At 72.1% G+C, this 21,801-nt stretch carries 18 protein-coding genes; 8 read left to right on the top strand and 10 right to left on the bottom strand.

Annotation, left to right across the window (positions count from 1 at the left end):
• The first annotated feature begins 187 nt into the window (after positions 1 to 187).
• A complete protein-coding gene (locus tag ACZ3IJ_RS18795) occupies positions 188 to 1,759 on the top strand; it encodes an APC family permease (protein ID WP_467469506.1) in 1,572 nt (523 codons plus the stop codon).
• A 160-nt stretch (positions 1,760 to 1,919) separates the two neighbouring features.
• Here the strand turns inward: ACZ3IJ_RS18795 and ACZ3IJ_RS18790 are convergent, their stop codons facing one another.
• Complete coding sequence (locus tag ACZ3IJ_RS18790) at positions 1,920 to 2,138, bottom strand: hypothetical protein (protein ID WP_467469504.1); 219 nt, start codon at positions 2,136 to 2,138, stop codon at positions 1,920 to 1,922.
• A gap of 60 nt (positions 2,139 to 2,198) precedes the next feature.
• On the opposite strand from ACZ3IJ_RS18790, the gene ACZ3IJ_RS18785 reads away from it, so the two are divergent.
• Positions 2,199 to 2,684: a GNAT family N-acetyltransferase gene (locus ACZ3IJ_RS18785; RefSeq protein ID WP_467469502.1), complete on the top strand. Its 486-nt coding sequence runs from the start codon at positions 2,199 to 2,201 to the stop codon at positions 2,682 to 2,684.
• Here the strand turns inward: ACZ3IJ_RS18785 and ACZ3IJ_RS18780 are convergent.
• Together ACZ3IJ_RS18780 and ACZ3IJ_RS18775 are read right to left on the bottom strand one after the other, a co-directional pair.
• Positions 2,656 to 3,123 (bottom strand): carboxymuconolactone decarboxylase family protein, encoded by a 468-nt coding sequence (locus tag ACZ3IJ_RS18780; protein ID WP_352187133.1) that lies wholly within the window; start codon positions 3,121 to 3,123, stop codon positions 2,656 to 2,658. The two genes, ACZ3IJ_RS18785 and ACZ3IJ_RS18780, sit on opposite strands and share 29 nt — an antisense overlap.
• A gap of 98 nt (positions 3,124 to 3,221) precedes the next feature.
• Entirely contained in the window at positions 3,222 to 3,977 is a 756-nt protein-coding gene (locus ACZ3IJ_RS18775) for a GNAT family N-acetyltransferase (protein WP_467469499.1), read from the bottom strand.
• 157 nt (positions 3,978 to 4,134) lie between these two features.
• On the opposite strand from ACZ3IJ_RS18775, the gene ACZ3IJ_RS18770 reads away from it, so the two are divergent.
• The gene (locus ACZ3IJ_RS18770) at positions 4,135 to 4,668 is read left to right on the top strand and encodes a GNAT family N-acetyltransferase (RefSeq protein WP_467469496.1); all 534 of its coding nucleotides are present in this window, start codon (positions 4,135 to 4,137) and stop codon (positions 4,666 to 4,668) included.
• Here the strand turns inward: ACZ3IJ_RS18770 and ACZ3IJ_RS18765 are convergent, their stop codons facing one another.
• Positions 4,669 to 6,180 carry a CehA/McbA family metallohydrolase gene (locus tag ACZ3IJ_RS18765; RefSeq protein ID WP_467469494.1) on the bottom strand — a complete coding sequence of 504 codons (1,512 nt, stop codon included), beginning with the start codon at positions 6,178 to 6,180 and terminating at the stop codon, positions 4,669 to 4,671. It abuts the gene before it with no gap.
• Between the two features lie 101 nt (positions 6,181 to 6,281).
• On the opposite strand from ACZ3IJ_RS18765, the gene ACZ3IJ_RS18760 reads away from it, so the two are divergent.
• The 3 genes from ACZ3IJ_RS18760 to ACZ3IJ_RS18750 all read left to right on the top strand — a co-directional run bounded on the left by ACZ3IJ_RS18760 (position 6,282) and on the right by ACZ3IJ_RS18750 (position 13,605).
• A complete protein-coding gene (locus tag ACZ3IJ_RS18760; RefSeq protein WP_467469492.1) occupies positions 6,282 to 7,112 on the top strand; it encodes an LLM class F420-dependent oxidoreductase in 831 nt (276 codons plus the stop codon).
• 213 nt (positions 7,113 to 7,325) lie between these two features.
• Positions 7,326 to 9,917 (top strand): bifunctional FO biosynthesis protein CofGH, encoded by a 2,592-nt coding sequence (locus ACZ3IJ_RS18755; protein ID WP_467469490.1) that lies wholly within the window; start codon positions 7,326 to 7,328, stop codon positions 9,915 to 9,917.
• A gap of 55 nt (positions 9,918 to 9,972) precedes the next feature.
• Complete coding sequence (locus ACZ3IJ_RS18750) at positions 9,973 to 13,605, top strand: tetratricopeptide repeat protein (protein ID WP_467469488.1); 3,633 nt, start codon at positions 9,973 to 9,975, stop codon at positions 13,603 to 13,605.
• Here ACZ3IJ_RS18750 and ACZ3IJ_RS18745 read toward each other — a convergent pair.
• Positions 13,571 to 14,665, bottom strand: a complete 1,095-nt coding sequence (locus ACZ3IJ_RS18745; RefSeq protein ID WP_467469486.1) for a tyrosine-protein phosphatase — start codon at positions 14,663 to 14,665, stop codon at positions 13,571 to 13,573. The two genes, ACZ3IJ_RS18750 and ACZ3IJ_RS18745, sit on opposite strands and share 35 nt — an antisense overlap.
• Before the next feature lie 163 nt (positions 14,666 to 14,828).
• Here ACZ3IJ_RS18745 and ACZ3IJ_RS18740 point away from each other — a divergent pair, with 163 nt between their 5' ends.
• The gene (locus ACZ3IJ_RS18740) at positions 14,829 to 15,947 is read left to right on the top strand and encodes an ADP-ribosylglycohydrolase family protein (RefSeq protein ID WP_467469484.1); all 1,119 of its coding nucleotides are present in this window, start codon (positions 14,829 to 14,831) and stop codon (positions 15,945 to 15,947) included.
• A gap of 83 nt (positions 15,948 to 16,030) precedes the next feature.
• On the opposite strand, the gene ACZ3IJ_RS18735 is transcribed toward ACZ3IJ_RS18740, so the two are convergent.
• Positions 16,031 to 17,578: a sodium:solute symporter family protein gene (locus ACZ3IJ_RS18735; protein WP_467469482.1), complete on the bottom strand. Its 1,548-nt coding sequence runs from the start codon at positions 17,576 to 17,578 to the stop codon at positions 16,031 to 16,033.
• A gap of 210 nt (positions 17,579 to 17,788) precedes the next feature.
• Complete coding sequence (locus ACZ3IJ_RS18730) at positions 17,789 to 18,571, bottom strand: SDR family oxidoreductase (RefSeq protein WP_467469480.1); 783 nt, start codon at positions 18,569 to 18,571, stop codon at positions 17,789 to 17,791.
• A gap of 80 nt (positions 18,572 to 18,651) precedes the next feature.
• Between ACZ3IJ_RS18730 and ACZ3IJ_RS18725 the strand changes: the two genes are divergently transcribed.
• Positions 18,652 to 19,473 carry a hypothetical protein gene (locus ACZ3IJ_RS18725; RefSeq protein ID WP_467469478.1) on the top strand — a complete coding sequence of 274 codons (822 nt, stop codon included), beginning with the start codon at positions 18,652 to 18,654 and terminating at the stop codon, positions 19,471 to 19,473.
• A gap of 88 nt (positions 19,474 to 19,561) precedes the next feature.
• Here ACZ3IJ_RS18725 and ACZ3IJ_RS18720 read toward each other — a convergent pair whose 3' ends face one another.
• From ACZ3IJ_RS18720 to ACZ3IJ_RS18710, 3 genes are all read right to left on the bottom strand, one after another.
• Entirely contained in the window at positions 19,562 to 19,762 is a 201-nt protein-coding gene (locus ACZ3IJ_RS18720; protein ID WP_391800894.1) for a DUF397 domain-containing protein, read from the bottom strand.
• Positions 19,763 to 20,005: 243 nt separating this feature from the next.
• Positions 20,006 to 20,866, bottom strand: a complete 861-nt coding sequence (locus ACZ3IJ_RS18715; RefSeq protein ID WP_467469475.1) for a helix-turn-helix domain-containing protein — start codon at positions 20,864 to 20,866, stop codon at positions 20,006 to 20,008.
• A gap of 179 nt (positions 20,867 to 21,045) precedes the next feature.
• Positions 21,046 to 21,750 (bottom strand): GOLPH3/VPS74 family protein, encoded by a 705-nt coding sequence (locus tag ACZ3IJ_RS18710; protein WP_352187145.1) that lies wholly within the window; start codon positions 21,748 to 21,750, stop codon positions 21,046 to 21,048.
• Positions 21,751 to 21,801: the final 51 nt, after the last annotated feature.

Below are 21,801 nucleotides of genomic sequence, written 5' to 3'. Positions count from 1 at the left end.
TGCTGCGGTTCCCGCATATCGGACAGTTCTTGAGACGCCTACCAATCGGTCGGTTCGGATCCATCGTCGATCTTTCAATCAATGACGAGATGGCGCTACGACCCTTGTAATGCAAGGCGAAGATCGCTCGATGGCCCCGGACTCGCGTCCTCCGGATGTGGAAACCGCAGCACTTAACGTCCTGTTCATGACTCAGGTGGATGCACGGCCCCAGGCCGGAGACACGGTAAGGGGCGTCACCCCCTCGGGTGAGAGCCAGGGCGTACGCACGAAGGGGCTCGGCGGAAACTCCGTCGGGCTCATGGGCAGCGCCGTCATCGGCATCTCGACGGTCGCCCCCGTCTACTGCCTGACCTCCACGCTCGGCTCCACGGCCGGCGAGGTCGGGCTCCAGATGCCCGCGATCTTCCTCGCGGGCTTCCTCCCGATGCTCCTCGTCGCCTTCGCGTACCGGGAGCTCAACCGGGTCATGCCGGACTGCGGCACCTCCTTCACCTGGACGGTCAAGGCCTTCGGCCCCCGGATCGGCTGGATGTGCGGCTGGGGCCTCGTCATCGCGACGATCATCGTCCTGTCCAACCTGGCCGGCGTCGCGACCTCGTACTTCTGGCTCCTCGCCGGTGAGATCACCGGCAGCGACTCCGTCGCCGCCCTGGACGACAACAAGGCCGTCCACATCCTCACCTGCCTCGTGCTCATCGCCGTCGCGACCGCGATCAGCTACCGCGGCATGACCGCCACCAAGGGCGTGCAGTACGCCCTCGTCGGTCTCCAGCTCGTCGTCCTCGCGCTCTTCGTCGCGATGGCCTTCCAGAAGGCCGGCAGCGGCGCCTTCGACACCGGGCTCTCCTTCTCCTGGGAGTGGATGAACCCGTTCGCCGTCCAGTCCTTCGCCGCCTTCACGGCCGGTCTCTCCCTCTCGATCTTCATGTACTGGGGCTGGGACGCCTGCATGGCGACCAACGAGGAGACCACCGGCAGCGCCAAGACCCCCGGCCGTGCCGCGCTCATCGCGATGGTCGTCCTGGTCGGCTCCTACCTCGCCACCGGCGTCGCCGCGCAGATGGCCGTCGGCTCCGGCGACAGCGGCCTCGGCCTCGCCAACCCGGAGACCTCCGACAACGTCTTCGCGGCCCTCGCGGGGCCGGTCATGGGCCCGGCCCTCGGCATCCTGCTCTTCGTCGCCGTCCTCGCCTCCGCGGCGGCCAGCCTTCAGACGACGTTCATCCCGGTGGCCCGCACAGTGCTGGCGATGTCGACGTACGAGGCGCTCCCGGCGTCCTTCGCCAAGGTCGATCCGCGCTTCAAGGTGCCGGGCAAGGCCACGGTCATCGCGGGCGTCGCCACCGGTGTCTTCTACACGGTGATGACCCTCGTCAGCGAGAACGTCCTGGTCGACACGATCTACGCGCTCGGCCTGATGATCTGCTTCTACTACTCGCTGACCGCGTTCGCCTGCGCCTGGTACTTCCGCAAGGAGCTCTTCCGCTCCGGCCGGGACTTCGTCTACAAGGGCCTGTGTCCGGTGCTCGGCGGCCTCCTGCTCACCGGCGTCTTCGGCAAGACGCTGTACGACATGTGGGACCCGGCCTACGGCAGCGGCTCCTCCGTCTTCGGCGTCGGCTCGGTCTTCGTGATCGGCGTCGGACTGCTGCTGGTCGGCCTGGTGATCATGCTGGTGATGCAGCGCAGGAGCCCCGCCTTCTTCCGGGGCGAGGTGCTGACGAAGGAGACGCCGTCGCTGGTCGTGGCGGACTGAACCCCGGCCGGGTGAGCGCCTGAGCCGTGCGAGCCCCTGAGCCGTATGAGCACCTGAGTCATGTGAGCCCCTGAGACGAACGACGAACGAGGTGGCGGGGCCGTCTTCCGGTCCCGCCACCTCGTTCGTCCGTCGGCACGTCCGGCCGCCTCCGCGGTCGTCAGCGCCCCGGGAGCAGCCGCTCCACCGTCGCGTTGGCGGCCGGCAGGTCGGCCGCGGAGGCGGGCTTCTCCTGGGGGTCGAGGAGGCCGCTCAGCGGCACGACGGACGGCAGCGTGGCGTTGCCGAGGTCGGTGGTGTCGGCGACGGCGGACCCGGCGGCGCCGATGCCCCCGGCGACGGCGAGACCGGTCAGGACGGCGGTGAGGATCTTCTTCATGCCCCCACCAACGAGCGGCCCCCGCGCCAGGTGGCGCCCGGCTCTCCCTAGGATGCGTGCGTGTATACGGAAACGACATGGTCGCTGCGCCCCGGGCGGGCCGAGGACGTGGAGCCGATCGCCGAACTGCGGGCGGTCGTGATGCGCGACGATCTGGTGCGGCTCGGCCGCTACGACGAGCACCGGGTGCGCCAGCGCCTGCGTGACGGCTTCTCCCCGGAACACACCTCGGTCGTCGAGGCCGGCGGGGCCTTCGTGGGCTGCGTGACGCTCCGCCCGTACGGCGACGGCCCCGGGCTCTACCTCGAACACTTCTACCTGGCCCCCGAGGCCCAGGGTGCGGGCCTCGGGACGGCGGTCCTGCGGGAGCTGCTCGGCCGGGCGGACGAGCGGTCCCTCCCCGTGCGGCTCGTCGTGGTGCGGGGCAGCAGGGCCCAGCGCCTCTACGAACGCGAGGGGTTCACGGTGGAGTCGACCGTGGACCCGATCGACGTCCTGATGGTGCGCGAGGCGCCGCTCAGAGAGCCACGCCCGCCGGCTGCCTGATCGTCACGTTGATCCGGTTGAACAGGTTGGTGAGGGCGACCATCATCACGATCGCCGAGAGCTGCTTCTCGTCGAAGTGGTCGGCGGCCGCGTCCCACACCGCGTCCGGCACGGCGTCCGAGGTGTCGGCCAGCCGCGTCGCGTGCTCGGCGAGCGCCAGCGCGGCCCGCTCCTCGTCCGTGAAGTACGGCGCCTCGCGCCAGGCGGCGACGGCGAAGAGCTTCTCGTCGCTCATCCCCGCCTTCCGGGCTGACTTGACGCCGTAGTCGACGCAGAAACCGCAGCCGTTGATCTGGCTGGCACGCAGGTGCACGAGCTCCAGCGTCGACTCCGGGACGCCGCCCTGACGGGTGGCCTTCACCAGACTCTGGATGGCGGCTCCGGCGTCGGGCAGGACGTAGGCGGGGTTGGTCATCCGGGGGGTGATCTCGTGCAGCATGGTCGCTCCTCCAGCGGTTGCGTGGTGCCGTTCGGCTTGCCTTCACAGCACTGACGGAGCGCGCGACACGGATGTGACACGTCCGGGGAAGTTTTTTTTCAGGAGGCGGGCTCCGCGATGAGCGCCGTGCCGACCGTGCGGAAGCCGAGCCGCCCGTAGAGCCTGGCCACCGACTCGTCCGACGCCGACAGGAAGACGGTCTCCACGCCCGCGGCCCGGGCGTCGGCGACCAGCGCGGCGGTCACCGCGAGGCCCAGGCCACGGCGCCGGGCGTCCGGGAGGGTGCCGACGCCGACGACCTCCGCGACCGGGCCGACCGGCTGGTACTGCCCGGCGGACAGGGCGGTGCCCGTCGCGTCCACCGCGGCGGCGAGCCGGGTGAGCCCCGCCTCGATCCTGGCGGCCAGCTTGTCGGCGGCCCCGGGGGCCGGGGCGACCCCGAAGGCCGCGAACGGCGCGGCGGCGGCCGACTCCAGGACGGCGTCGCCGGCGCCCACGATCCGTACGGTGACGTCCTCGGGCGCCGCGACCGCGGCGGGCTCCCCGTCCAGGACCATCAGCGGGTGCTCGTGCACCACGAGCCCGCTCTTCTCCACGGCCGCGCGCAGCCCCGGGGTCGTCTCCGCCACCCACTCGAAGGCCTCGGGCACGCCCAGCTCCCGCTGCCGCGCGCGCACGCGCTCCACGTCGTCGGCCGTCACCTCCCCGGTGTGCCCTAGCGTCGGCCGGGCGTAGTACGGCCACCCCTCCCCCTCCCGTACGAAGAGGGTGAGCGGCCCGAACTCCTCGGTACGGGCGGCGGATCGGGGGACGGCGTCGTAATAGGTCTCGAGTCGGCTCAGCATGCCGCTCATCCAAGCAGCCGGGCTACGGAAGCACAGGCGGATTTCCCCGCGTCCGGACGATGCTCCGATCGGCCCGGGAGAGCCGCCGGCCGGAGGCTCGTACACCGACCAGGGTCGAGGCCGAGGGGCTCGTGTGACCACGGGCGGGGTGCGAGACCATGAGGGCATGACCGAGATCCTCACGCCCCGCCTCCTCCTGCGCCGCTGGACCGACGACGACCTCGTCCCCATGGCCGAGATCAACGCCGACCCCGAGGTGATGCGCTGGATCGGCGACGGATCGACCCGCGATCTGGAGCAGACCGCCGAGGACATCGAGCGGTGGGAGGAGGAGTGGGACGAGGAGGGCTTCGGGCTCTTCGCCGTCGAGCTCCTCGGCTCCGGTGAGCTGATCGGCTTCGCCGGTCTCTCCGTCCCCGGGTTCCTGCCCGAACTCCGGCACGAGGTGGAGGTCGGCTGGCGGCTCGGGCGGCCCTACTGGGGGCAGGGGTACGCCTCCGAGGCCGCCCACGCGGCCCTGGAGTTCGCGCTCCAGGACCGCGGCCTCGACCGCGTCGTCAGCATCACCCACATCTCCAACCAGGCCTCCGAGAACGTCATGCGCAAGCTCGGCATGACCCCGGAGCGCGAGACGGACCACCCGGAATTCGGCGTCCCGCTGCGGGTGTACGCGATCGACCTCAGCGAGTACCAGGGCTGATCAGCGGAGCTCCAGGAACACCGGGTTCGTGAAGGCCGCCAGCGCGCCGGGCAGCGGCGGCAGCGCCACCGGGTGCCGCACCTCGGCCCGGACGTAGGAGGCGTACGCGGCCGTCGTCACCCACTCCACCGGCTGCCCGGCCGCCGGCGCCGTGTGCAGCACGCCCTGGTCGGTGACGAGCCGGACCGTACCGCCCGCCGGGGCGCCGCCCACCGCCAGCCGGACGGTCACGGGCTCGTCCGCGGGCACCCGCAGCCGCCCGCCGATACCCGCCGAACGCCCCCTGCCGTCCGTCACCGAGAGGTCGACGGAGACGGCCGAGGACTCGGCGACGTACGAACGCCCCGCGCGCAGGCCCTCCAGGATCGCCTCCCGGCTCAGCTCGTCGGCCAGGACCACGGTCTGCGGGGTGCCGACGCGGTCCGGGTCGCGGTGGGCGTCGGAGTTGCCCATCGCCGGGGTCCAGCGGCCCTTCGCGAGCGCCGCGTCCCAGCCGGCCAGCGACACCTCGTCGTCCGGGGTGTAGGGGCCGTTCCACACCTCGACCGCGTCCGCGTCGCCGAAGCCGAACTTCCAGTTGCAGCCGATGCAGGTGGCGTGCGGGTGCGCCGGGACGACCAGACCGCCCGCCCTGCGGATCTCGCGCGCGAAATGCCCGAAACGATTCTCCCGCGCTCGGTAGCGCCAGTCCACGAAGGTGCCCGGGTCCGTCCCCACGGCCAGGACGTGGCCGTTGCGGGTGGTGACCTCCTCGCCGAGCAGGATCAGCAGGTCGTCCCCGGCGGCCTCGGCCCACGCCCCGTGCCCGGCATGGGTGTTGTGCTCGGTGGCCGTGAGGAAGTCGAGCCCGGCCGCGCGCGCGAGCGCGGCGACCTCGGCGGGCGTACGGCGCCCGTCCGAGTGCACGGTGTGCAGATGGCTGTCGCCGCGGTACCAGGCCCTGCCCCGGCCCTCGGCCCGCTCGGGCGGGTACACGGGACTGGGCGTGGGCAGCGAGGCGCCGAAGCGCAGGGTGATCGTCACCGAGTAGGTGAGCCCCCGCGGCGCCACCGTGTACGGGGCGAGCACGACGAACCAGGTCCCGGCCCTGAGCGGGCCGGCGACGTAGCCGGGCGTCGCCGCGTCGGCGCGGAGGAAGAACTCCGTGCGCGCCCCGCCCGACCACCCCCGGAAGCCCTTGCCGCCGAGTTCGGTGCCGCGCTGGTCGAAGATGCCGATGTCCAGGGCGTTGCCCTGGGTCCCGGCGGGAACGGCGGGCCGCTCGTACGCGTAAGAGACGTGGATCTCTCGCACCCCGCGGGGGATCTCGACGGGGAGGTACACGTAGTCGGGGGAGCCGGGCGGCAGCGTTCCGCCGACCGTCTCCGTCCGGTCGCCGCCGGGGGAGGCGCCGGGAGAGCCGCCGGGAGAGCCGTCGGGGGCGCCGGCCGCGTGCGCGAAGCTCACGCTTCCCAAGGTAAGGGCGGAGGCCACGCTCGTCGTCAGGAGCGTTCGTCGGGTCGGTTCGCTCATGTCGGGCACCCTCGTAGTAGGGCGTGAACTCCCGGACAACGCAAGAGGCCCGTCGCGCCGCGGCTCTCGGAAATCCCCGCCGCAGCCCCTACCGTGCCGCTATGCGGATCTCGACCACGATCTTCCTGACCGACGAGACCATCACCCCCGTCCGCCTCGCGCGCGAGCTCGAACAGCGGGGCTTCGCCGGGCTCTACCTGCCCGAACACACCCACATCCCGATCGAGCGCACCACGCCCTACCCCGCGGGCACCGAACTGCCCCGGGAGTACGGCCGCACCCTCGACGCCTTCGTCGCCCTCGGCCAGGCATCCGCTGTGACCGAACGGCTCGAACTCGGCACCGGAATCACCCTGATCACCGAGCACGACCCGATCGCCCTGGCCAAACAGATCGCCACCCTGGACCACCTCTCGGGCGGACGCTTCACGCTCGGCGTCGGCTTCGGCTGGAACAAGGAGGAGGCCGCCGACCACGGCGTGGAGTGGTCGACCCGGCGCGAACTCAGCCGGGAGCGGATGGCGCTCATGCGGGCACTGTGGGCCGACGAACCGACATCGTACGAGGGCGAGTTCGGCGTGTCGGTACGGGCGTCCCACGCCTACCCCAAGCCCGCCGGCGGCGCCCCGCGCATCCTCGTCGGCGGCGGGGCGGGCCCGAAGCTCTTCGCGCAGATCACCGAGTACGCGGACGGCTGGATGCCCATCGGCGGCCGTGGGCTGACCCAGTCGGTGCCGGTGCTCCGCGAGGCCTGGGAGCAGGCGGGCCGCGACCCCAAGACCCTCCAGGTCGTCCCGTACGCGGTCCTCCCCGATCCGGGCAAGCTCGCCCACTACGAGGAACTGGGCTGCGAGGAGGTGGTGCTCCAGCTGCCGCCGGGGGACGAGACGGAGGTCCTCGGGGTGCTGGACGAGTTCGCCCGGTATCTGTGATCCGTCGGTCCGGTGATCCGTCGGTCCGGTGATCCGGCCGGGGCCGGACCGGTGACGACGGACCGGTGACGACCGGCGGGTGACGACCGGCGGGTCCGGCGGCCGGTCGGCCGGTCGGCCGGTCGGCCGGTGGGCGGCGGCCGGACCCCGCCGCCGCGCACCGGCCCGGCCCGCGGGCCTGTGTCCGTCGGCGGGCACTCGTATGCTCGGTGCATGACGGATCAGCAGCCCGGACCGGCAGGACGGCCCACCGAGAACGCCATGCGCCGTGCCCTCAAGAGGGCCAGGGACGGAGTGGCGCTCGACGTCGGCGAGGCCGCCGTGCTGCTCCAGGCGCGGGGGACGGATCTGGACGATCTGGTCGCCTCGGCCGGACGTGTGCGGGACGCGGGCCTGGACGCCGCCGGGCGCCCCGGGGTCATCACGTACTCGAAGAGCGTCTTCATACCGCTCACCCGCCTCTGCCGCGACAAGTGTCACTACTGCACGTTCGTGACCGTGCCCGGCAAGCTCCGCCGCGCGGGACACGGGATGTTCATGTCCCCCGACGAGGTCCTCGACATCGCCCGTCGCGGCGCCGAACTGGGCTGCAAGGAAGCCCTGATCACGCTCGGCGACAAGCCCGAGGACCGCTGGCCCGAGGCGCGCGAGTGGCTCGACGCGCACGGCTACGACGACACGCTGGCGTACGTACGGGCCATGGCGATCCGGATCCTGGAGGAGACCGGCCTCCTCCCGCACCTCAACCCGGGCGTGCTGTCCTGGACGGACTTCCAGCGGCTCAAGCCCGTCGCGCCGTCCATGGGCATGATGCTGGAGACGACGGCGACCCGGCTCTGGTCCGAGCCCGGCGGGCCGCACTTCGGCTCCCCCGACAAGGAGCCGGCCGTCCGGCTGCGGGTCCTGGAGGACGCCGGCCGCTCGTCCGTGCCGTTCACCAGCGGTCTGCTCATCGGGATCGGCGAGACGTACGAGGAGCGGGCCGAGTCCCTCTTCGCGCTGCGCCGGGTCTCCCGCGCGTACCACTCCGTCCAGGAGCTGATCATCCAGAACTTCCGCGCCAAGCCGGACACGGCGATGCGCGGCATGCCGGACGCCGAACTGGACGACCTGATCGCCACGATCGCCGTGGCCCGGCACATCATGGGCCCCTCGGCCTGCCTCCAGGCCCCGCCGAACCTCGTCGACGAGGAGTACGGACGGCTGATCGCGGCCGGCATCGACGACTGGGGCGGGGTCTCCCCGCTCACCATCGACCACGTGAACCCGGAGCGGCCCTGGCCGCAGATCGACACCCTCGCGGAGAAGTCCCGCGCCGCCGGGTTCGAGCTGCGCGAACGCCTCTGCGTCTACCCGGAGTTCGTCGGCCGCGGCGAGCCCTGGCTCGACCCGCGCCTGCTGCCGCACGTGCGGGCGCTCGCAGACCTGGAGACCGGCCTCGCGAACCCGGACGCGACGGTCCGCGGACTGCCCTGGCAGGAACCGGACGAGGCGTTCACCTCGGCGGGCCGCACCGATCTGCACCGCACGATCGACACCACCGGCCGCACCCACGACCGCCGGGAGGACTTCGACGAGGTCTACGGCGACTGGGAGGCGCTGCGGGAGGCCGCGGCGCCCGGCATGGTCGCCCAGCGCATCGACACCGACGTGCGGGCCGCGCTCGCCACCGCGGCCGACGATCCGACGAAGCTCACCGACGACGAGGCGCTCGCCCTCCTGCACGCCGACGGCCCCGCGCTCGACGCGCTGACCCGGATCGCCGACGACGTGCGCCGGTCGGCGGTGGGCGACGACGTCACGTACATCGTCACGCGGAACATCAACTTCACCAACGTCTGCTACACCGGCTGCCGTTTCTGCGCCTTCGCCCAGCGCCGCACCGACGCCGACGCCTACACCCTCTCCCTCGACCAGGTCGCCGACCGCGCCCGGCAGGCGTGGGAGGTCGGCGCGGTGGAGGTCTGCATGCAGGGCGGCATCCACCCGGACCTGCCCGGCACGGCCTACTTCGACATCGCGCGGGCGGTGAAGGAGCGCGTGCCCGGGATGCACGTCCACGCCTTCTCGCCGATGGAGGTCGTCAACGGCGCGACCCGGACCGGCCTGTCGATCCGGGAGTGGCTGACGGCGGCGAAGGAGGCCGGGCTCGACTCGATCCCCGGCACCGCCGCCGAGATCCTCGACGACGAGGTCCGCTGGGTCCTCACCAAGGGCAAGCTGCCGACGGCCACCTGGATCGAGGTGATCAGGACCGCCCACGAGCTGGGCATCCGCTCCTCGTCGACGATGATGTACGGGCATGTGGACCAGCCCCGGCACTGGCTCGGCCACCTCCGCACGCTGGCCGGGATCCAGCAGGAGACCGGCGGCTTCACCGAGTTCGTGACGCTTCCCTTCATCCACACCAACGCCCCCGTCTACCTCGCCGGCATCGCCCGCCCCGGCCCGACGGTCCGTGACAACCGCGCGGTCACGGCGATGGCGCGGCTGCTGCTCCACCCGCACATCCCGAACATCCAGACCAGCTGGGTGAAGCTCGGTGCGGACGGAGCCGCCGAGATGCTCCGCTCGGGCGCCAACGACCTGGGCGGCACGTTGATGGAGGAGACCATCTCCCGTATGGCGGGCTCCAGTTACGGCTCGTACCGCTCGATCCGGGATCTCGTCGCCATCGCCGAGGCGGCCGGCAGGCCGTCCCGCCCGCGCACGACGCTGTACGGCGAGGTGGCCGAGGAGCGGATGACAGCGGCACGGGCGTCCGACGGCCACCTCCCGGAGCTGCTGCCGGTGCTGGGGGAGTGACGGGCGCCGAACGGAACGCCTCGCGCGGCGCGGGGCGTGCTGGAACACTCGACGCATGACCAACGGCGCGCGACCGTCGATGCAGGCGTTGCTCCAGCGGCGCAAGAGGGCCGGATTCGTCGGTCGACGCGACGAACTCGCCCTGTTCCGGGAGAACTTCGACGTTCCCGTGGAGGACGACCGGCATCGCTTCGTCTTCCATGTGCGAGGCGACGCGGGTGTCGGCAAGACCACGCTCGTCGGAGAGCTGACGGACGTCGCGGCGGGACGCGGCGCCGTGACCGCGTACGCCGACGAAGGGCTCGACAGCATCCCCGAGGTGATGGCGGAGATCGCCGCCTCCTTCGCCCGGCAGGGGCACCCGTTGAAGGCGCTGGACCGGCAGCTCGCCGCCTACCTGCAGCGGCGGCACGAGGCCGAGGCGGCGTCGATCGCCGCGGCCGAGGCCGGGGAGGCGCCCGGGGGCGCCCCCTCGGCGGGCAGCACGGCCCTGGCCCAGGCAGGGCTCATCGGCGCCGGGATGATCCCGGTCGTGGGCGCCTTCGCGGGCGCCGTCGACCCGAACCGTCTCGCCCACCGCACCGACCGGCTGCGGGCGCTCCTCAGCGCCCGGTTCCGCAACCAGGACGACGTGCAGCTCGTCCTCGACCCGGTGCGCGCCCTCACCCCGGTACTGGTGGCGGACCTGGAGCGGGTGGCGGCCGAGGTCTCCTGGCTCGCGCTCTTCTTCGACACCTACGAGCGCACCGCGCCCTATCTCGACGGCTGGCTGCGCGACCTGATCACCACCGAACGGTACGGGGCTCTGCCCGCCACCACCGTCTTCGTCGTCGCCGGCCGCGACCGGCTCGACCCCTCCTCCTGGGCGGACCACGCCGACTTCGTGCAGGACATGCCGCTCGACCCGTTCACCGAGGCGGAGGCGCGCCAACTCCTGACGGCGAAGGGGGTGGTGGACGAGGGCGTCGTCCAGGACGTCCTGCGCCTCTCCGGCGGCCTCCCGGTCCTGGTCTCCACCCTCGCCGCCCGTCCCGGCGAGGTCGGCCTCGCCGGCGCCACCGCCGTGGCCCGGTTCCTGAGCGGGGTGCCCGACCGGACCCGTAAGGACGCCGCCAATGCCGGAGCGCTGCCCCGGCGGCTGAACGAGGACGTCTTCACCGTCGCCTCCCAGGAGGACCCCGCGCTCCTCGACTGGCTGCGGACCCTGCCCTTCGTCGCCCACCGGGACGGACACCTCCAGTACCACGACGTCGTCCGCGGCCCGATGCTGCTGCTGCGCCGCACCGAGTCGGCCCGCCGCTGGCGGGAGGACCACGAACGGCTCGCCGCCGCCTTCGCGAGCTGGGCGGAGGCGGCCGCCGAGGGACTGCGGGAGGACGAGCGCTGGGAGCACGAACCCTGGCGGGACGCCCGCCTGGAGGAGTCGTACCACCGGCTGTGCGCGGGCCCCGCGGCGGCGCTGCCCACAGTGCTCCGCGACGGCGTGGAGGCCTGCGACGAGGGCGCGGCGACCGCCCGCCGCTGGGCGCGCGTACTGGCCGACGCCGGCGAGGACGCGGACGCGCAGGTGTTGCGCGGCTGGGGCAGGGACGCGCTGGCGGCCCTGGAGAGCGAGAACCAGCCGGTGGCCTCGCTCCTCGGACTCCTGCTGTCCCGCGCGGGGTTCGGGCCGGAAGGCCAGGTGGCCGCGTTGGTCGTCCGCGCCAAGTTCCGCCGGTGGGCCGAGGACGACACCGGCGCCACCGCCGACTACGAGCGCGCTCTCGCCCTCGACCCGGAGTGCGCCCGGGCCCACTACGGCCTCGGGATGGTGCGCCTGCTCCGGCTCGACCTGGCCGGGGCGCTGGAACGGCTGAACCGGGCCGACGCCCACGCGCCGGACACGCCGTGGATCCTCCGGGAGCGCGCGGAACTCCACCGGCGTATGGAGCGGTACGAGGAGGCGGTGGCGGACTGCGACCGGACGCTGGCGCTCGGACCCGAGAGCGCCGCCGTGCTCGCGACGCGCGGTCAGGCCCGGTACCGGCTGGGGCGCACGAGAGAGGCACTGGCCGATCTGGACCGCGCCGTCGAAATCGAACCGGACTACTGGTGGGCACTGTTGCGGCGTGCCGACGTACGCCTGGAGTCGGGGGACGAGACCGGAGCGTTCGCCGACCTTGACCGGGCGGAGGAGTGCCGGCCGCAGATGGCGTGGGTACCGGCCCAGCGTGCCTTCCTGCACTGGAAGCGCGGTCGGCCCGAGCAGGCGCTCACCGACTTCGGCCGGGCCCTCGCCCTCGACCCCTCCTACACCTGGGCGCTGGGCAGCCGGGCCCTCGCGCTGCTGGACCTGGGGCGCCTCGAAGAGGCGCTCGCGGACCTGGACCGGGCCGTCGACCTGCGCCCGGACTACGCCTGGGCCATGGTGCAGAGGTCGCGGATCCTCGAACGGCTGGGGAACTCGGCCGCCCGGCTCGCCGCGCTGGACCGAGCCGTCGAGGCCTCCGACGACCCGGCCATGGTGCTCAGGGAACGCGGTGACGCACACCTGCGGGCCGGGCGCCACGAGGAGGCGGTGGCGGACGCCGACCGGGCACTCGCACTGGAGCCGGACCACTGGTACGCCTTCGCCGTCCGGGGCCGGGCGTACCGGAGCATGCGGCAACCCCTGCGCGCACTGGCCGACCTGGAGCGGGCGGTGGAGCTCGAGCCCGGCGTGGAGGCGATGCTGCTGCTGCGGCAGTTCGCCTACCGGGAGGCGCGTGCCACGGACGAGGGGCGCGCCCACTGCGACGCGGTGGCGGCGCTCGCCCCGGACTCCGTGGCGTCCTGGATCCGCCGGGCCTCGGCGCGTACGGCGGCCGGGCGGCTGCCCGAGGCGCTGGCCGACGTCGACCGGGCCCTGGAGCTCGACCCGGAGCACCGCTGGGCGCGGGAGCGCAGGGCACGGCTGCGGTGCCTCCTCGGAGACGTCCGGGGCGGCCTGGCCGACATGGACCACCTGGTCGCCGCGGGCCGCGGCTCCGGGACCGAGGCCCTCCAGGAGAGGGCGTTCCTGCTCCAGCTGGTGGGCCGCTCCGCGCAGGCGCTCGCCGATCTGGAGCGGTGCACGGCCGCCGGACCGGACCGGTCGGCCGGTCGCCGTGCCGTGGCACTGTTCCACCTCGGGCGCCACCAGGAGGCGCTGGACGTCCTGTCGGTCCTGCCGCCGGGAGACCGGCAGGACCACCTGGAGACGGTCACGTGGTCGCTGCTGCGTCTCGGGCGGCTCCAGGAGGCGCGGGAGGCCGCGTCGGCCATGCGGGAGTCCGGACACCGGGAGGGCCTGCTGCTGCTCGCGATCGCGGAGAGCCGGATCCGGGGGTGCGGGGCCGCGGGCGAGCTGTGGCGGGCTTTCGAACGGCAGCACAGCTTCACCGTCCCGGACGAGCCCACCGTCGAGGAACTCCGCCTGCTGGTGGTCGCGCAGGCGGCCCTGGCCCGATGGGAGCCCGCCCTGCGCACATGGGAGCGGATCACCGGGCTGCCGCACCTCTGGTCGGACGTCGCCGACCTGCGGAACCATCTCGTCGAGCTCGACGCCTGCCCGGGCACCGACGCCGGACGGCTCGACGTCCTGCTCGGAACGGTCAGGGCGAGGACGGTGGCCCTGACCGTGGCAGCGGAGGGGGTCAGCCGACCAGCAGGTCCCGCTTCAGCTCCTTGAGCTCGCGCCCGTCGATGCCGAGCCCCTGCCGCAGGTAGGACCCGAACGAGCCGTACTCCTCGCGGACCTCGGTGTAGCCGGCGTCGAGGTACTCGGGGCGCACGTCGAGCAGCGGCTTGGAGACCGCGGCCTGCGGGGCCGGGAGGTGGGAGAGGATCGCCTCGTTGGCGGCGGCCCGGTAGGTGTTGCTGGCCAGGTAGTCGGCCATCACCGTCTCCTCGGGGACACCGAGGGCGGTGAGCAGGGCCGCGTTGTTCCAGCCCGTACGGTCCTTGCCGGCCGTGCAGTGGAAGAGGACGCCGTGGCGGTCCACGTCCGCGATGCCGTCGAAGACCGAGGTGTACGCGGCCTCGGCGGTGTCGCCGCTCACCATGAAGCGGTTGCCCTCGACCATCATGGCCTCGGCCTCGGCCGGGGTCTTCGGCATGGCGGTGAAGGCGGGCGTGCCCGCGAGGACGTCGGCGACGACATGGGTGGCGCCGGCGGGAACGCGGTCGGGGTCCTTGGCGCGCTCGCTCTCCATGCGGAGGTCGAAGACGGTACGGATGCCGAGGCGCTTCAGCTTGGCGAGGTCGTCCGGGGTGAGCAGGTTGAGGGCGTCGGAGCGGTAGATCTCGCCCATCTTCACCCAGTGGCCGTCGGCGGTGCGGTAGCCGCCCGCGTCACGGAAGTTGACCGTGCCCTGGAGCCTGATCAGCCGGTCGGCGAGGCGCAGCGCGGTGCCCCGGTCGGGGACGAGGTCGAACCAGCGGCGGTCGACGGCGCGCAGGCCGGAGACCGTGACCCTGCCCGCCGAGCCGCCACGGGCGACGGCGCGGCCGTCGGTGCGGACCGTCACGCCACGGACGCCGGGGGCGGTCCAGGCGACGGTGAAGGTTCCGTCGGCGTTCTCGGTGACGGTGGCGGCCGTGAAGGGGACGGAGGAGCGGTCCCGGTGGGCGGAGTGGCCGCCCCTGTCGGAGCGGTGGCTGTCGTGCGCCGTGGCGGCCGGTGCGGTGACGCCCAGGACGAGGGCGGCGGCGGCGACGGCGGCGGTGGCGGAGGTCTTGAATCGTGTCACGCGGCGGATCGTTCAAGCCATGTCGGAACTGCCGGTGAACGGCGGTCGAAGATGGACAGAAAGGCGTCCGATCGCAAAACGTTCCGTCCCGCGAATGCGCGAACCCGGTCGATTACAGTGCTGCGAGATCTGGTGCGCCGAGGGTTTCGGGGGAGGGCACGTCGTGACCACGACCGCTGCGGCCGTGTGGGGCCGCGCCGAACAGCAGGACTTCCGGGCCCGGGTCCGCGGCTGCCTCCTCGGCGGTGCGGTGGGCGACGCCTTCGGCGCGGGGGTCGCGGCGCTCTCCCTGGACGGGATCAGGGCCGCCCACGGCCCGGAGGGCCTCATGGAACCGGCCGCCGCGTACGGCAGACGCGGTGCGGTCACCGCCGCCACCCAGATGACCCTCTTCACCGTCGACGGGCTGATACGCGCCCAGGTCCGCCGCGACACGGGCGCCTGGCACCCGCCCACCGACGTCCACCGCGCCCATCTCCGGTGGGCGGCCACCCAGCGCGACTGGGGCCCGGACGAGCGCCGTACGGACAACGGCTGGCTCGCCCGCGAGGAGTGGCTCTACGCCCGCCGCGACCCGGCCCGCGCCTGCCTCACCGGCCTCGGCGACGAGATCCTCGGCACCCTCGACAAGCCCAAGAACCCGGACGCCGCGGACTCCGGGGCGCTCGTCCGCTCGGCCCCCTTCGGCCTCCTCGTCGGCTGGGAGCCGCAGCTCGTCTGCCAGCTCGCCGTCGAGTGCGCGGCGCAGACCCACGGCGATCCGGCCGCCCACCTCGCGGCCGGCGCGCTCGCCGTCGTCGTCCACGGTCTCGCGCGCGGCGAGAGCGTCGACGGCTCCGTCCAGCGGGCGCTGGCGCAGCTCAGCCTCCGCCCGGGCCACGAGCCCGTCACCGCCGCGCTCCAGCAGGCTCTCGGAGCCGTACGGCAGGGGATGCCGAACGCCCTGCGGGTCACGGACCTCGGCGCGGACGAGGACCGGGCCGAGGGCCAGCTCGCCGCCGCCGTCTACTGCGCCCTGGTCGGCGAGGACATCCGCCACGGCCTGCGCCTGGCGGTCAACCACGACGGCCCGTCCGCCGTGACGGGAGCCGTCACGGGCGCGCTGCTCGGCGCCCTTCACGGCGAGACGGCCCTCCCGCCGGCCTGGCTGGCCGAACTGGAGGGCCGTGCGACGATCCTCGAACTCGCGGACGACTTCGCGATGGAGATGACCCAGGGCGCCGCCCTGCACAGCCCCGCGGAGTCCCACCCCGGCTGGCTGGCCCGCTACCCCAGGGGCTGACGCACACCGGGGTGAACCCCGCCGACCACGCCCGCGGTCGGACCGGGCCGGGCGCGCCCGCGGGCCGGCCGGGACGACGCGGACTACGCCCGCGGCTGGGCGGCGGGCTCGCCCGACGCCTGCGGCGGGACGGCGGCGCCGCCGTCCTCGTCCGGGTCCTCGTTGATCCTGGCCAGGATCGCGTCCCGCTCCGGGGTGTCCTCGGGCTTGACGAAGCCGATCAGGATGTACAGGACCAGCGAGGTGGCGAGCGGCGAGACGATCTGGATCTGGAGCTCGACGCCGTCCAGGCCGTAGTTGGTCAGCCAGAAGACGAACAGCCCCGCGGCCCAGGAGACCAGCGCCGCCGTGGGGCCGGACTTCCGGAAGGTCCGCAGCAGACCCAGCATGAACGGGATCGCGATCGGCCCCATCAGACCGGCCACCCACTTGATGACGACGGTGATGATGTCCTTGAACGTGGGCGAGTTGACCTGGGTGGCGACCGCCATCGACAGCGCGAGGAACGCGATCGTCGACCAGCGCGCCGCGATCAGACCGGCCTGCTGCGTCCAGCGCCGTGCCGCCTTGCTCATGACGGGGGCGATGTCCCGGGTGAAGACGGCCGCGATGGCGTTGGCGTCGGAGGAGCACATGGCCATCGTGTGGGAGAAGAAGCCGACGATGACGAGGCCGAGCAGCCCGTGCGGGAGCAGCTGCTCGGTCATCAGGGCGTAACTGTCGGAGGCGTCGGGCTTCTTCGGGTCGACGAGCAGCGGCGCGACCCACATGGGGAAGAAGAGGACCAGCGGCCAGACGAACCACAGCACGGCCGAGAGCCGGCCGGAGCGGGTGGCCTCGCGGGCGTTGGGCGTGGCCATGTAGCGCTGGGCCTGGTTCCACATGCCGCCGCTGTACTCGAAGGTCTTGATGAAGAGGTAGGCGAGCAGGAAGGTCAGCGTGTACGGGCCCGCCGTCGGCGCGGTGTGGCCCTGGAGTTCGGGCCGGTCCCAGACGTCCCACAGCGCGCTGACCCCGCCCAGCTCGGCGAGGACGGCGACGAGCATCGCGATTCCGGCGAAGAACTGGATGACGAACTGGCCGAGTTCGGTGAGCGCGTCCGCCCAGAGTCCGCCGACCGTGCAGTAGATGCCGGTGATGACACCGGTGATGAGGATGCCCTGGTTGAGGGAGATCCCGGTGAAGACCGAGAGCAGGGTGGCGATCGCGGCCCACTTGGCGCCCACGTCGACGATCTTCAGCAGGACGCCGGACCAGGCGAGCGCCTGCTGGGTGGGGAGGTTGTACCGGTTCTTGAGGTATTCCAGCGGGGAGGCCACGTGGAGCCGCGAGCGCAGCCGGTTGAGGCGCGGTGCGAAGAGGTGGGCGCCGATCGCGATGCCGATCGCGATCGGGAAGGACCAGGTGACGTACGAGGTGACGCCGTACGTGTAGGCGATGCCCGCGTACCCGGTGAACATCACCGCGCTGTAGCCCGACATGTGGTGCGAGATGCCGGAGAGCCACCAGGGCATCTTGCCGCCGGCGGTGAAGAAGTCGGAGACGTCGTCCACGCGCTTGTGGGACCAGACTCCGATCGCGACCATGACGCCGAAATAGCCGATGAGCACGGCCCAGTCGAGACTGTTCATTGAGCCCCCTCCAGGGGTCCGGTCCGCCTTGTGAACGCCGTTCATGGTGTGGGGAGTTGTCAGGCGAGGACAACGCGACAGCAGGTCAAGAGAGAGTAAAATCGTTCTTCTTGTTGACCTGCGTTCACATTCCTGAATCCAGATGGGGTCAAAAAGGGCCGCACGGTGCGCCGTCGCGTACCGTGCGGCCCGGGTCTCCGTCCGCGGCCGCTAACGCATCAGCTCACCCGCGTTGACCAGCAGCGACTGCCCGGTGATCGCCCGCGCCCGGTCGGAGGCGAGGAACGCCGCCGCCTCGGCCACGTCCCCGTCGGTCGCCAGCTCGGGCAGGGCCATCCGCTCCGTGAGCCGGGCGAGCACCTCGGCCTCCGGCACCTCCTCCGTGAGCGCCGCGAACTGGACGTACGCCTGGACCGGCGGGCCCCACATCCAGCCCGGCAGCACCGTGTTGACCCGGATCCGGTGCGGACCGAGCTCGCGCGCCATCGAGTACATCGCCGAGGTCAGCGCCCCCTTCGAGGCCGCGTACGCCGCCTGCCGCACCTGCGAGGGCGCCGCGATCGCCGACTGCGTACCGATGAGGACGACGGAGCCGCCCCGTTCCTTCAGCGCCGGCAGACAGGCCCGCGTCATCCGCAGGGTGCCCAGCAGATTGACGTCCAGGACGCCCTGCCAGGTCGCGAAGTCGGCGTCCTCGATCCCGCCGAAGTAGCTGTCCCAGGCGGCGACATGGACGACGGCGTCGACGGCGCCGAACCGGTCGAGCGCGAGCGCGGCGAGCGCCTCGCACTGCGCCTCGTCCGTGATGTCGGTGGCGCGGTGGGCGGTGCGGCGCCCCTCCGGGTCGATCTCGGCGGCCGACTTGACGAGGTTGGCCTCGGTGCGCGCGCCGAGGACCGCGTTGCCCCCGTCCCGTACGACCGTCTCGGCGATCCGGTGCCCGAGCCCGGCGCCGACGCCCGACACGACCACGGTCTTTCCCTGGAGCAGCATCCGGGTGCCTCCCGACTCTGGCGATCGATCTGACGACCCGTCAGAGTAGGGACCCCGGAAGGACAAGGGAAGGGGTACGGATGAGTGACGAGACGTACGCGGAGCTGGCGGCGGTCGGGCCGTACGGGGTGCACCCGGGCCACGCCCTGATCACGATGGTCGAGCCGCACCCGGGCCACGAGTACGCCTACAACCGCTGGTACGAGGACGACCACTACTACGCGGGCGCCATGGCGATGCCCTGGATGTTCGCCGGCCGCCGCTGGGTCGCCACCCGCGACCTCCAGGAGCTCCGCGCCCCGGAGAAGTCCGCCGTCGCCCAGCCGGTCACGGCCGGCTGCTACCTCTCCACCTACTGGGTCACCGAGGGCCGCTACGACGCCCACATGAAGTGGACCGTCGGCATCAACAAGCGGCTCAACCGCGACGCCCGCGTCTACCGCGACCGTACGCACGTCTTCACGGCCTTCCAGGACCACGAGGCGACCGTCTACCGCGACGGCGCCGCCGGCCCCCGCGACTTCCACGCCCTCGACCACCCGTACCAGGGCCTGATCCTCCAGGTGATCGACGCGGAGAGCCCCGAGGCGCGGGCGGAGCTGCTCGAACAGCTCGTCGCACGCGAACTGCCGAAGCGTCTCACCGGCTCCCCGGCCGCGATGGTCACCGTCTTCCGCCCGACGCCGCTGCCGGGGGACCGGATGACCTACGTGAAGCAGGTCGAGGGCGTCGACACCCGGCTGACCCTGCTCTGGTTCCTGGAACGCGACCCGCGCGCCTGCTGGGCGGACCACTTCGCCGACCTGACCACGCTCGCCGCCGACACGGGCCGGGTCGAACTGGTCGCCCCCTTCATCCCCACGATCCCGGGCACGGACCGGTACGTGGACCGACTCCGCTGAGGACATGGCCGAGCCCCCTCGGCCAAGACGGCGGACCGGTCGAGAGGGCTCTTTCCGTACGTACCTGTGGTGCTCCGAACACGCGGGCTCAGAACGCCCCGTTGCTCACTTCGCCGACGAAGGCGTTCCACGACGCCGAGCCGAAGGCGATGGCCGGACCCTCGGGGGCCTTGGAGTCCCGGACCGCGATCGCCGCGACGACGGGCGATTTGACTTCGACGCAAGCCCCGTTGCCGCCGGAATAGGAGGACTTCGTCCAGGTGTCCGTCGCGCCCTGAATAATCGCCATGTTCTTCACTCCGGTTCTGCCAGTGGTGTGTCGCGCCAACCTTCAGGCTGGCGTGATCGACGCTACTCGCCGGTCCTGTCGCGTGGGGCTGACGTTCACCCGACCGGATGGCATATTCCAACTGGACTTCCATGGGAGCGATTCCGCGGTGTACCGTACCGACCTCTTCAGCCGGGGGTCGGGTCGAATGACCGCTTTCACCCCCGAATCAGAGAATTCGGATGGATCAGTCGTTTCCGGCGTTCAGCCGGCCGCGTAGGACTTGGCGATGTCCGAAATGAACTCCCGGGTCTGTTCGACATTCAGCGCCTGCGCCCGCAGATGTTCGTACATCACGCTGTACTTCGCGACGTCCTGCGCCTTCTCCAGATACAGGTCGCTCGTGACGCCCTCGATGTACACGACGCTCGAATCGGACGTGTCCGGGAATTCCAGGATCGCGTAGTGACCGCTGATACCCGGATGCGCGCCCATCTCGAACGGCAGAACCTGCACGGTGACGTGCGGCAGTTGCGACTGCTCGACGAGGTGCTCCAGCTGCTGGATCATCAGCTGCCTGTTGCCGACGACCCGGCGCAGCGCCCCCTCGTCGATGACGGCCCACAGCCGCAGCGGACGCTCCTCGTCCTTGATCCGGTCCTGGCGCCGGGTGCGGACGGTGACCCGCTTGTCGATGTCCGTCGGACTCGACTCCGGCAGCGCGCCGGTGATCACGGCCTCCGCGTAGCCGTGCGTCTGCAGCAGACCGGGGATGATCTGCGGCTCGTACACCCGCAGGCTCTCCGCGTCCGTCTCCAGGCCGATGTAGACGCTGTACGGGATGTCGCCGAAGGCGTGCCACCAGCCCTGCTGGCGGGAGTCCTTGGCCATCTGCATCAGCGACTCGACGACCCGCTCGTCCTCGACCTCGTAGACCCCGCACAGGTCGCGGACATCGCGCTGGCTGATGGAACGGCGGCCGTTCTCGAGGCGGCTGATCTTCGACTGGGAGACGAGGAGACGCTCGGCGACCTGCTCGGCCGTCATGTTCTTCGCTTCCCGGAGCCGGCGCAGCTCCTGGCCCAATCGGCGTCGCCTGACGGTGGGGTTGACGTTGGACGCCACGGAAACTGCACCTCCGGCTGTCGGCTGCGTAGCTGTACGTATCTACTGCTTGGCAGACTGCCACCAAAGGTGCGCCGTGCGCTGGGAAATGACGACAACGTGTGCGGTGCGGACCCTGAGGTCCGCCCCGCACACGTCGTCCGTGCGGCTCCCTGACGGGTTCTGTGGTGCGTACGTGCTCAGTGCGCGGCGACGCGGGCCATGCTGCCGCGACGCGGCTGCTGCGGCACGCCACCGGGCGCACTGCGGCGCGGCTGGGCCGCCACGCCGTTCTGGACGTCCATCACGGCGTGCGCCACGAGTCCGCCCATGGGGTCGTGCCGGATCAGGTCGCGCAGCCGGGACCGCGACGACCGTCCTTCGTTCCCCGGGTACAGGTGCTTGCCGAGACCGACCGCGTGGGCCAGCGCGGCGAGCGCCGCGGTCCGCGGGTCCGGCGGTACGCCGGTGCGGATCGCACTGTCCAGCCGGGCCCTGATGTCCCGGCTGATAGCCGTGTCCGTCGCCTGGTAGCGAGTCGTCGGCAGTACTCCGCACATCTGGCCCTCCACGGCATGCACCATGCCGCAGCGCTCCAGATGAGCGAGGTAGATCTGGCGCAGCCCCAGTCGGGGCCCGCCAATCCAGTGGACGGCCCGTACCGGGCTGCCGCGACGGCGCAGCAGTTCCAGTGCGGAGTCCAGAGTCGGATCTCCGGTCGGCCGTGGCATCACCACGGCGATACGATCCCCGTCAGGGGCTATCCGTCCTGCCAGAGCCAGCTCCACTAGCTGTGCTCCGGCCAGGCCGAGGTCGAGCGACTGCGGCTGCGCTGTGGTACCCGTGGCCGGGTCCAGAGCGAGCAGCAGAAGCTCCTCCGGAATTGTTCTGCGGCTCCTGCCCATCCATGCCTCCCCGCGTGGATGAGTCACAGGGTGACCCCTCTCACATTCATC

It is taken from the genome of Streptomyces sp. NPDC013317, from assembly GCF_055563155.1.
The sequence above is the reverse complement of the archived record's forward strand: the minus strand, read 5'-3'. Positions and strand labels throughout refer to the sequence as shown.